The sequence below is a fragment of the Clostridium neuense genome (assembly GCF_045310695.1).
In the GTDB taxonomy this organism is placed as follows: domain Bacteria; phylum Bacillota; class Clostridia; order Clostridiales; family Clostridiaceae; genus Clostridium_S; species Clostridium_S neuense.
In genome coordinates this window covers 168,151-180,219 of the sequence record NZ_JBJIAA010000001.1, presented here as the reverse complement: position 1 = coordinate 180,219, position 12,069 = coordinate 168,151, and the positions used below count along the sequence as shown (strand labels likewise).

General features: G+C 31.5%; 11 protein-coding genes. All 11 read left to right on the top strand.

Annotated features, from left to right (window positions below; genetic code table 11):
* The first annotated feature begins 7 nt into the window (after window positions 1-7).
* Window positions 8-655, top strand: a complete 648-nt coding sequence (locus tag ACJDT4_RS00820) for a GTP pyrophosphokinase (protein WP_406785627.1) — start codon at window positions 8-10, stop codon at window positions 653-655.
* 171 nt (window positions 656-826) lie between these two features.
* Window positions 827-1,771 (top strand): alpha/beta hydrolase, encoded by a 945-nt coding sequence (locus tag ACJDT4_RS00815; RefSeq protein ID WP_406785626.1) that lies wholly within the window; start codon window positions 827-829, stop codon window positions 1,769-1,771.
* Between the two features lie 225 nt (window positions 1,772-1,996).
* Window positions 1,997-2,866, top strand: a complete 870-nt coding sequence (locus tag ACJDT4_RS00810; protein ID WP_406785625.1) for a PhzF family phenazine biosynthesis protein — start codon at window positions 1,997-1,999, stop codon at window positions 2,864-2,866.
* 173 nt (window positions 2,867-3,039) lie between these two features.
* Window positions 3,040-3,897, top strand: coding sequence for an SDR family oxidoreductase (locus ACJDT4_RS00805; RefSeq protein WP_406785624.1), 858 nt, complete (start codon window positions 3,040-3,042; stop codon window positions 3,895-3,897).
* A 252-nt stretch (window positions 3,898-4,149) separates the two neighbouring features.
* A complete protein-coding gene (locus tag ACJDT4_RS00800; protein ID WP_406785623.1) occupies window positions 4,150-4,641 on the top strand; it encodes a hypothetical protein in 492 nt (163 codons plus the stop codon).
* A gap of 153 nt (window positions 4,642-4,794) precedes the next feature.
* The gene (locus ACJDT4_RS00795; protein ID WP_406785622.1) at window positions 4,795-5,583 is read left to right on the top strand and encodes a multinuclear nonheme iron-dependent oxidase; all 789 of its coding nucleotides are present in this window, start codon (window positions 4,795-4,797) and stop codon (window positions 5,581-5,583) included.
* A 760-nt stretch (window positions 5,584-6,343) separates the two neighbouring features.
* Window positions 6,344-7,264: an ABC transporter permease gene (locus ACJDT4_RS00790; RefSeq protein ID WP_406785621.1), complete on the top strand. Its 921-nt coding sequence runs from the start codon at window positions 6,344-6,346 to the stop codon at window positions 7,262-7,264.
* 11 nt (window positions 7,265-7,275) lie between these two features.
* Entirely contained in the window at window positions 7,276-8,190 is a 915-nt protein-coding gene (locus tag ACJDT4_RS00785) for an ABC transporter permease (RefSeq protein WP_406785620.1), read from the top strand.
* An 11-nt stretch (window positions 8,191-8,201) separates the two neighbouring features.
* A complete protein-coding gene (locus tag ACJDT4_RS00780) occupies window positions 8,202-9,212 on the top strand; it encodes an ABC transporter ATP-binding protein (protein WP_406785619.1) in 1,011 nt (336 codons plus the stop codon).
* A complete protein-coding gene (locus ACJDT4_RS00775) occupies window positions 9,212-10,189 on the top strand; it encodes an ABC transporter ATP-binding protein (protein WP_406785618.1) in 978 nt (325 codons plus the stop codon). Before ACJDT4_RS00780 ends, ACJDT4_RS00775 begins: the two co-directional genes overlap by 1 nt.
* 26 nt (window positions 10,190-10,215) lie before the next feature.
* Window positions 10,216-11,895 carry a peptide ABC transporter substrate-binding protein gene (locus ACJDT4_RS00770; protein WP_406785617.1) on the top strand — a complete coding sequence of 560 codons (1,680 nt, stop codon included), beginning with the start codon at window positions 10,216-10,218 and terminating at the stop codon, window positions 11,893-11,895.
* Window positions 11,896-12,069 lie beyond the last annotated feature (174 nt).

Here is a 12,069-nt window from a genome sequence, read left to right as displayed (position 1 = left end):
GATGATTATGGATAAAGCATATGCTGTAAGTAAAATGCCTTTCATTAAAGAGGAAATGCGTGAAATGCAGGAAGCATTGATGGTTTATAGAGCAGCCATAAAAGAAATTAGTACTAAGCTCGATATACTTGATTACGAATTCAAAATAAGAAGGCAAAGAAACCCAATAGAATATATGAAGTCAAGAGTTAAGCTGCCGGACAGCATAATGGGGAAGCTTAGGCGCAAGGGATTAGAAGAAAGCATTGAATCTGCAAGAAGAAATTTAAATGATATAGCAGGAATAAGAGTAGTTTGTTCGTTTGTAAGTGATATATATGAAATTGCAGAAATGCTAAAAAATCAAGATGATATCAAATTAATCAAAGAAAAAGATTATATTAGAAATCCAAAACCTAATGGATATAGAAGCCTTCATATGGTTTTGGAGATTCCTATATTTTTTTCAGACCATGTAGAGCCTGTAAGGGTTGAAGTTCAAATACGTACAATTGCAATGGATTTTTGGGCAAGCCTTGAACATAAACTGTATTATAAAACAGGCGATGGTAATTCAGTACATATAAAAAATGAATTGAAGGAATGTGCAGATATCATAACTGAGACTGATATGAGAATGCAAAATATACAAAGAGAAGTGGAGAAACTAAATTAGAATAATAAATTTATAATATTAAAATGATTATAATTTTATATTTGTTATGTTTTAAATGCAATACTTAATGTATGGTTTTTTTATGCAATAACATAAGTTTTATTAAGGCTGCAGCGAAATATTATTTCACTTGCAGCCTATTTTTGTTTTTGAAAGAAAGGATTTTTTATTATGTTTGAAATGAAGGTAAAGGCTTTTGAAGAATTTGATGAAAGCTGCAGTGAATTATATGATAAGGGAAATTTAGAAGAACTTATTGTGTTTTTAAAAAGCAATAGAAAATTTGGAGAATACATGGATGATTTAATCGATTTTGATGTGATTCTATACTATATAGAACTTGGAAAAATGGATAAAGCTCTTGAACTATTAAATGGATATTTAGATGAAGGAAAGTGGTTTATACCTAAGTTCCTTAAAGAAATTTGGGATAAAGAAGAATTTAAAGCTTATGTAGAAAGCTGGATGGAGGTTAGTGAAAAAGGTAAATTAGCTTCAAAACCTAAAATGAGGATAAGCTTGCCTAAGAATTATAATAAGGATAAAAAGTATCCATTGTTTATTGCTTTGCATAATTCTAATGGACATGCAGAATATTTTAGAGCACATTGGCAATCACAAAAATTAGAAGAAGAGTATATAGTGTTAACACCTCAGTCCTCTCAATTATTTCATTCCTTTAGTTATTGTTGGGATGATAAAGAAAAAGCCTATAAAGAAATAAGAAATGCATATGAAAATGTAATAGATAAATATTCTGTAGACCAGGAAAATATAATTATAGGAGGCTTTTCACAAGGAGGAGAACTTGCTATAGATATTGCTTTAAAAACAAGTCTTTTACAAATTAAAGGAGTTATAGCTTTGAATGCCAGTGAAGTAGAGCTTGACCTTAATACCATAGAAAATGCTCATAAAAAAGGTATTAAAGCAGTTATTATAGCAGGAGAAAATGATAAAAAATTTGAAGTTCAAAAGAAAATATCAAACTTATTTATTGAAGCTGGTTTAAAAAATAGATTTATTATTAAAAAAGGTTTGGGACATTGGTTTCCAGAGGATTTGCCTGAGATAATAGATTCCTCATTAGAGTTTATTAAAGATAAGCCACTCTGAAACTTGAAATTTATTTGTACCAAAATGCCGTTCTCTGGGCATTATGGTGCACATGAATTTCAATAGTTGAAGCGGTTTATCTATATGTAATTTGAAAATCCATTTAATAATTATGAACTCGACAGTCAATGTTAAATAGTTTAATATTATACTATAAAATGGATAGTTCTGTTTTTAGTGTTTGTATTAGGTATAATTTTTAAATCGAGAAAGGATATGATGTAAGTGAATATAAAAGTTTATACATTAAATGCTTTTGCAAAAACAGAAAGAGGAGGAAATCCAGCAGGAGTTGTTTTAAATGCAAATTCTTTATCGGTAGAAGAAATGCAGAAAATTTCAGCAAAGGTTGGTTTTTCAGAAACAGCTTTTGTAAAGAAATCAAATAAAGCTGATTTTAAAGTGGAATTTTATACACCGAAGGCTGAAGTGGATTTATGTGGACATGCAACTATTGGGACTTTTACTTTGATGGCTCACAAAGGCATTATAGGTAAGGGCCAATATTCTCAAGAAACAAAGGCTGGTATTTTAAAGATAGAGTGCAATAAAGATAATGTAATTTATATGGAACAGACAAGGCCTGAATTTTATGAAATACTTGATAAAAAGGAAATAGCAGCTTCGTTAAATTTAGATGAAAATGATATTATGAGTGAACTTCCTGTTCAAATTGTATCTACAGGTTTAAAGGATATTTTAGTTCCAGTAAAGTCACTTAAGGTACTTAAGGATATGAAACCTGATTTTGATAAGGTATCATGTATTAGTAAAAAATATGGGGTCATTGGATATCATGTTTTTACTTTAGAAACGCTAAATAATGGAACTGCTCATTGCAGGAATCTTGCTCCATTATATGACATACCAGAAGAGGCAGCAACGGGAACTTCAAATGGGGCACTAAGCTGTTACCTGTACAAGCATGGAATTGTTAATGAAAAAAGTTCACAAAGTTTAGTTTTTGAGCAAGGGTATTCTATGGGGAGACCTTCACAAATTTTAAGCAGCCTAAAGGTTCAAAATGGTGAAATTGTTGAAGTAATGGTTGGAGGAACGGCGTTAAATATTGAAGAAAGAGAAGTAGAGTTATAACAGTGGACAGTTGACAGTTGAGGATGATTTTTCTCTGCTGGCGCTGCGAAAATTCTTAAATTTAATGCGCGCAAAGCACTTAAAATATAGTGTTCAGCATAGCTGACACTATTAAATTCTAAGATTTACCTGAGCGTAGCAAAAGGTAAATCATCCTTAAAAGGAGGATTTTTATGAAAACGATAGTTGTTACTGGAAAAGATGGTTTTTTTGCCTCGAGATTTATTGATTATTATAAAGAAAAATACAATATTATTGGATTCAGTCATGATGATTTAGACATAACAAATGAGAAGCAAACAGTTTCGATAATATCAAAATACAAGCCTGACTATTTAGTTCATGCAGCTGCTATATCAGATACAGGTGCATGTGAAAGAAATCCAGAAAAATCTTTTGAAGTAAATGTTAAAGGCTCAATTAATGTTGCAAAAGCATGTGTAAAGACAAAAGCAAAGTTAATATACTTAAGTTCTGACCAAGTATACGGGGGAAACGATGAGGTTGGACCTTATGATGAAGAGAAGTATGTGCCTAATAACGTATATGGAAAGCATAAAATTCAAGCGGAGAAAGAAATACTTAGAGTGATGCAAAACGTAGTTATTTTGAGACTTACATGGCTTTTTGATCTTCCAGAAAGACAAAAGAAAACAAATTCTAACATAGTATGGAATATAGCAAAAGCGTTAATGGAAAATAAAGCTGTAAAATTTCCGGCAAATGAATATAGAGGAATTACATATGTGCATGATTTAGTAAAGAACTTTGATAAAATTATTGATTTACCAGTTGGAGTCTATAATGCAGGAAGTGAAAATAATTTAAGCACATATGAGGTGGCAAAAACAGTTATTGCTGCAATGGGATTAAGTTATAGAATTGAAGAAATTTTAATAAAGGATGTTGAAAGATATAAAGAAAAAAATAAAGATTTGAGAATATCAAATAATAAACTCAAAAATCACGGTATATATTTTAGTAGTACAGAAGAAGCAATTAGAAATTGTATAAAGGATTTTTTATTTTAAATTTTGTTTTTAGTGAAAAGAGGAAAGTCTAGATGCAAGTTTATTAATAACTAATAATAAAATTTTTATAAAAAAACTATTAAAATATGGAAGTCGGAAAACTGAAAGGGTACAATTAATTATATATAAACCGCTTGAACTATTGAAATTCATGTACACTAAAATGCCAAGAAGATGGTATTTTGGTACAAATAAATTTCAAGTTTCAAGGCGGTTTATCTTTAATAAAATACAAAGGAGGAGTGAATAAATATGTCAGTAGACGCAGTATCTCAGCTTATGCAGCAAAATGCATTACAAAGTTTATATGGTACCAATAGCAGTAGCAATTCAGGTAATGATATTGATTTTTCAACATTGCTTGGGGATGTTATGCAAACTTCAACTAGTAAAAATTCTACAGATGTTACAAAAGTGAATGGAAATACAAAGGTTGACAGTGCAGATAAATCATCACAAACGAGTAAGCTGGATGAATTAGAGAAATTACTTCAATTACAAAGTTTGCAGAGTATGTCAGGTGCATATAGCACAGCTGATAACTTAGGAAGTATTGATGACAGTGATGACGATAGCAGTAGTAGTGACAGCAGCTTAGGATTAGGTAATAGTGGTGGTAATGGTAATGAAATGATGAGTTCTATATTTCAACTTTTAAGCCAAAATCAAGATCAGAATCAAGCTAGTGATAGTAGTAATGCAAATGAAAATATAAATAGCGTTTTATCGGGTAATTTAATGTAGATTCTAAATGCAAGGTATGCTTTATGCCTTGTATTTTTTATATATAGAATAGTATAATGATAGCGTATTTTCATACTTGTACAAGATTGGGAAAAATATATTAAATATGTTTAAAAAAGTATAGATATTTTAAAGAGATAGGAGAACTAGGTTATGTATATAGGATGTAATTGGTCAAAAGCTTTAAAAAGTCTTCTGGAAAATAATGCTGTTAAGGTTGATTATGTTAAGTCTGGTGCATTTGGAAACTTTGATAAGGAATTTGAAACTATGCGTTCCATGCGTCCGGTTTTACTGCATGGTTTAGGTTACTTTGAAAATACAGGAATGAAAAATATAGAAGTTATAGACTTTAATCGTGCAAATAAACTAATTAAAAAATGTAATTCACCTCATTATGGAGTTCACCTTGCAATTAGAAATGCTGATATGCATGAAGGCATGACAGATGAAGAAATATATTCGCTTATGTCAAATCACATTAGAATTTTTAAGGATAAGTTGGAAGTTCCACTTCTTTTAGAAAATTCTCCTGATTCTCCTACTGATAGGACGTTATTTGATTTATATCCGTATACTGATGCATCAAAGATAAGTAAAATATATATAGATAATGATGTTTGTTTTTTACTTGATATCTCTCATACTAAAATTACAGCCAAATATAATGAATGGGATATTCGTGATTATCTCAAAAGACTTCCACTTGATCGCATTAAGGAAATACATGTAAATGGTTCTGGATATGACAAGAATGGTTTTCCAAAAGATACTCATCAAGCTATGCAAGATGAAGAATATGAATTATTAGCTTGGGTGCTTAATTACTCAAAGCCTGATATAGTAACGCTAGAATATAATGGAGTAGAAGGCGAAAATGAAGAATTAATCATAAGAAATTTAGAAGAGCAGCTAAACAAAATAAACGAAATATGCAGGTAAATATGAATAAGCTGAAAGCTTAAAATAGCTGATGTTATAATTTGACAAGTAATATTTTCCATGCCTTAATCAGTTGACAATTGTCAACTGATATATGTTCATATAACCAACATGTTCCAAAACAGAATTCAGCTAATTTTAATATTCCAAGTTGTTTATCTTTAAATTCCTATAATCTATATATGCAAATTTTTTTATAATGCCAAGATAATATTTAAATTTATAAAATTAATTTGCAGAAAACTATAGTTAAGGGTTTCGCTATGCGAAAGGTGAAGGTTTTTACCTATGACAAAAAGCTAAGGTAGATTTACCTTTCACTACTCTAAGGTAAATATTATAATTTAATAGTGTAAGCTGTGCTGAATACTATATTTAAATCATGCCCAAGCATTAAGTTTAAGATTTTTCCAAGCGTATCGGGAAAAAATTATCTTTTATTGTCCTCTGTACTCATAGAATAAGGATGTTATGAAATTTCATGACATCCTTATTTTTTACTATTTAGACATAAAAAACACTTTTGTAATATAAATATATAAAAACAATATAATTAATAATATTCAAATATATTGAAAAAGTAAAAAAATAATGGTAATATATAAATATGCTTAACAAATAACTAATAAATATTAAGTAATATTAATATATTAATAACAATGTGGCGATAAAAGTTTTAAAATGCCACAATGCCTGGTCTGGATTTGAAGACAGGAATTTATATGTGAAATGTAAACTAATAAGTATTTGGGGGGAGAAGATGTTTAAATATATTTTAAAAAGGTTAGTTTCAAGTATAATTACACTCTGGTTTGTAATCACTATTACATTTTTTTTAATGCATGCTATTCCAGGGGGGCCATTTACTGGAGATAGAAAATTACCAGCAGCGGTTATGGACAATTTAAATGAAAAGTTTGGATTGAATAAATCACTTGGAATTCAATATAAAAATTATTTAATAGATTTAGTTCATGGAGATTTAGGACTTTCTATGTACACACAAGGAATGACAGTAAACCAATTTATAAAAAATTTATTTCCAGCATCATTAAAAGTCGGCATTTGTGCAATTATTTTTGCAGTTGTATTTGGTATGCTTCTTGGAATAATTGCAGCGCTTCGGCAGGGGAAACTTTTAGATAACATATGTATGCTTATATCTACTTTTGGAGTTGCAGTTCCAAGCATGATACTAGCTCCGGTTATGATATATATTTTTGCGGTGAAATTTAATATTCTACCTGCAGTTGGGCTTGACAGTCCTTTAAATTATATAATGCCTGCTGTGGCACTAGGATTATATTATATGGCTTTTATTGCAAGGCTCATTCGATCTAGTATAGTTGAAGTTATAAGGACAGATTACATAAAAGTTGCTAGAGCTAAGGGATTATCAAAATATAAAATTATTTTTAAGCACATACTTAAGAATTCATTGATTCCGGTAGTGACATATTTAGGACCAATTACAGCAGGAGTTCTTACGGGAAGCTTTGTAATAGAAAGTGTATTTGGAATTCCTGGACTTGGAAGACAATTTGTACAAAGTATATCTAATAGAGATTATACCGTAATTATGGGAGTAACCGTGTTTTTTTGCAGTTTGTTAATAATTTGTAATTTAATCGTTGATTTACTGTATGTTGTAATTGATCCAAGAATTAAGCTAGATAGTTAGGAGGAATATAAGTGGAAGTTTCTAAGGATATGTTTAAAGTTGTACCTAAAGAGAAAAAAAATTCTCAAAAAATAGAAAGGGAAAGTTTAAGTTATTGGCAAGATGTAATTAGAAGGCTTAGAAAAGATAAATTAGCTATGTTTGGTTTAGGATTTGTTATATTTATAGCTTTAGCTGCAATATTTGGACCTATGCTATCAAGATATAGCTATACAGCTCAAAATTTAAGTAATGGTAATATTGGGCCAAGTGCTTCACATTGGTTTGGTACAGATAAATTTGGAAGAGATTTATTTGTAAGAGTTCTTGAGGGGGCTAGGATATCATTAACAATAGGTCTTGTAGCAAGCATACTTAGTATTTTTATTGGAGTAATATATGGAGGCATATCAGGGTATTTTGGTGGAATTGTAGATAATATCATGATGAGAGTTGTTGAAGCCATATATGCTATACCAATGACAATATATGTAATACTAATAATGATTGTTTTAAAACCCGGTTTAATCAGCATAATACTAGCACTCACAATTTCCTTTTGGGTTACTATGGCAAGAATTGTTAGAGGACAAATCATGTCTTTAAAGCAGCAGGAATTTGTTCTTGCAGCAAAAACTATAGGTGCATCTAATATGAGAATAATTTTAAAGCATTTAATCCCAAATTGTTTAGGTCAAATAATTGTTACATTAACTCTTTCAGTACCAGATGCAATATTTCAAGAAGCATTTTTAAGCTTCATTGGTCTTGGAATACCAGCACCTCTTGCATCATGGGGTAGCCTTGCTTCGGATGCATTAGGTGGATATCAATTATACCCATATCAATTAATATTTCCAGCACTGGCAATAAGTCTTACTATGTTGGCATTTAACTTATTAGGAGATGGACTAACTTATGCATTAGATCCAAAAATGAGAAGGTAGGTGGAATATTTATGGAGAAGTTGCTTGAAATTAATGATATATACACCTCATTTAATACTCATGTTGGTGAGGTTCAAGCTGTAAGAGGAGTTACAATTGATTTATATAAAGGAGAGGCAATAGGAATTGTAGGTGAATCTGGAAGTGGAAAAAGTATAACGATGATGACGGTTATGAGGCTTTTAGATAGTAATGGTGTTATAAAAAAGGGCGAAGTCTTGTTTGATGGAAAAGATTTGACCAAGCTTTCTGAAAAAGAAATGGAAAATATAAGAGGAAATGAAATAGGTATGATATTTCAAGATCCTATGACATCTTTAAATCCAGTAATTACAATAGGCGATCAATTAAGTGAACCTTTAATCAGGCATAAAAGTATGAGTAAAAGTGAAGCTAGAAAAAAGGTAATAGAAATGCTTAACTTAGTTGGTATACCTAGTCCAGAGAAGAGAATAAAGCAATATCCGTATGAGTTCTCTGGTGGAATGAGGCAGAGGGTAATGATAGCAATGGCATTAATTTGTGAGCCTAAGCTTTTAATTGCTGATGAACCAACTACAGCACTTGATGTTACAATTCAAGCTCAGATACTAGAGCTTATGAAGGAGCTTAAACAAAAATTAAATATGTCAATTATACTTATAACACATGATTTGGGAGTTGTGGCAGATGTGTGCTCAAGAATAAATGTCATGTACGGTGGGGTTGTGGTTGAAAGTGGAACCTCAAGAGATATTTTTTATAATGCAAATCATCCATATACCTGGGGACTTTTAAGGAGTATTCCAAATCCTAAATTAGAAGTAAAGGAAAGGCTTAAACCAATTGAAGGAACACCTCCAGATTTACTAGCTCCTCCTAAGGGGTGCCCTTTTGCTGAAAGATGCGAGTATGCTATGAAGGTATGTTTTGAGGGGAGAGCTGAAAATTACAAAATTAATGAAGGACATTATTCTAGCTGTTGGCTTAATCATCCTTATGCATTAGAAATTATGCAAGATATTAAAAGGAGTGTAGGCTAATGGAGAAAAAAGATAATCTTATAGAGGTAAAAAACTTAACTAAGTTTTTTAGTATTAATAGAGGAATATTTAGAGCTACAAAAAGTTATATAAAGGCTGTAGATGATGTTTCTTTTGAGATAAAAAAGGGTGAAACTTTAGGGCTTGTTGGAGAATCGGGTTGTGGGAAAACAACAACTGGAAGAACTATATTAAAGCTTTATGAGCCAACAAGTGGCCAAATTATTTACGACGGCAAGGATATAGCAAAGTTAAAAAATAAGGCTATGCTTCCATATAGAAGAAAGCTTCAAATGATATTTCAAGATCCATATGCATCCTTAAATTCAAGAATGACAGTTGAAGATATCATAGGTGAACCAATACAAATTCATAAGTTAATGGGTAAGAAAGAAAAGCACGATAGAATCCAATATTTATTAAATAGAGTTGGATTAAATCCAGATCATGCAAGTAGATACCCACATGAGTTTTCAGGAGGACAAAGGCAGAGAATTGGAATCGCTAGGGCACTTGCGGTACAGCCAGAATTTATTGTTTGTGATGAACCTATTTCTGCTCTTGATGTATCAATACAAGCACAGGTAGTAAACATGCTTGAAGATTTACAGGATGATTTAGGTCTTACTTATTTATTTATAGCCCATGATTTGTCAATGGTAAGACATATATCAGATAAAATAGGCGTAATGTATTTGGGAAAATTGGTTGAATTAGCAGATAGCAGTGAGCTTTATAAAAATCCACTTCATCCATATACAAAAGCTCTTATTTCAGCAATACCAATTCCAGATCCAGATATGGCGGAGAAAAACAAAAGAATAATATTGGAGGGAGAAATACCATCACCAATAGATCCTCCAAAGGGTTGTAGGTTTAAAGGAAGATGTAAATATGCTAAACCTAATTGTGAAGAAGCCGATTTTGAACTTAAAGATGTAGGCGGAGGACATAAGGTTGCATGTAATTTATATTAAATTAAATATATTTAGGGGGGAATTAAATGTTAAAAAGCAGAAAAAGTAGAATAGTTGCTTTAACTCTATCTACTTTGTTAGTAGGATCATTATTAAGTGGCTGTGGAAGTACAGCGGGAAAAAATTCAAATCAGGTTATAACGTATAATTTAGGTGCTAATCCTAAAACTATAGACCCAGGATTAAATACTTCTGTAGAAGGTGGAATAGTAATAGCGAATGCTTTTGAAGGTCTTACAGAGGTAGATGCAAAAAATCAGCCACATCCTGGAATTGCAAAAAGCTGGGATATAACTGATGGTGGAAAACACTATGTTTTTCATTTAAGAAAAAATGCAAAATGGTCAGATGGAAAGCCTGTAACTGCTCATGACTTTGAGTATGGCTGGAAGAGAGCTTTGGCACCAGATACAGCTTCTGAGTATGCATATCAATTGTATTATTTGAAAAATGCTCAAGGTTATAATGAAAGCACTCTTCCAGCGGATAAAAAAACACCAGGAGTTGCATCAGCTACAGCTGATCAAGTTGGAGTAAAAGCCACAGATGATTATACTCTTGATGTTGAACTGGAAAATCCAACACCATATTTCTTATCACTTATGGCATTTCAAACTTATATGCCTGAAAGAAAAGATATTGTAAGTAAGGATCCAAGTGGTTGGGCACTAAAGCCTTCAAGTTATGTTTCTGATGGAGCATTTAAATTGCAAACCTGGAAACAAAACAGCAAATTAGAATTTGTTAAAAATGATTATTACTGGAATAAGTCATCTGTTAAACTTGATAAATTAAACTATACAGTTTTAAATGATGCAACAAGCTATATGTCAGCTTTTCAATCGGGACAGGTTGATATAATCGATTCACCACCAGCAGAACAAACTCCTAATCTTCTAAAACAGGGGAAGGCAAAAACTTATGTTAATATAGGAAACTATTACTATGGTTTTAATCTAGATCCAAAAGCTAAGCTTGATCCAGTAGTTGCTAAGGCAATGAATAATGCTGATTTTAGAAAAGCAGTTAATTTGGCAATTGATAGAGAAGCTTTAGTTAAAAATGTAGTAAAAGGCGGTGAAGTTCCAGCTACAAGTTTTGTACCTACTGGTATGTTAGGACCTGACGGAAAGCAATTCAAGGGTAAAAAATACTTTCCAGCAAAGGGAGATGTAGCTCAAGCAAAGCAGCTATTAGCTAAAGCAGGATATCCCGATGGAAAGGGCTTGCCAACTATTGAGCTTATGTATAATTCTGATGGAAATAATCCAGATATAGCACAAGCTATACAACAAATGCTTAAAACCAATTTAAATATAAATGTAAATCTTAGAGCAGTTGAAAGAAAAATTCAGCTTGATGAAACAACTAAACACACATATGCTGGTATATCGAGAAATGGTTGGTCTGCAGATTATGCTGATCCAATGACCTTTATAGATATGTGGGTAACTAACGGAGGAAATAATACTACAGGCTATAGCAATCCAGCATATGATAAACTTGTTAAAGAAGCTAAATCTGAAGCTGATCCTGCAAAGAGATTTGATGAAATGCATCAAGCAGAAGATATTTTAATGAATGATATGCCTATTATACCTTTGTATGAATATAATGTTGTTTGCTGCATGAAGAGTTATGTTAAAGGCACTTACAGAACACCAATGGATGTTCTATATTTCACCAAAGCATATGTAGAAAAGTAAACATCTGGGGGTTTGGGCGTCAGCCCATGTGATTTGAGAACAATAAATTAGTCCTCTCAAAAATAGCAGTAAAACTAATAAATTAGTCAAATTAGGCTGGGGGTTTGGGCGTCAGCCCATGTGATTTGAGAACAATAAATTAGTCCTCTCAAAAATAGCAGTAAAACTAATAAA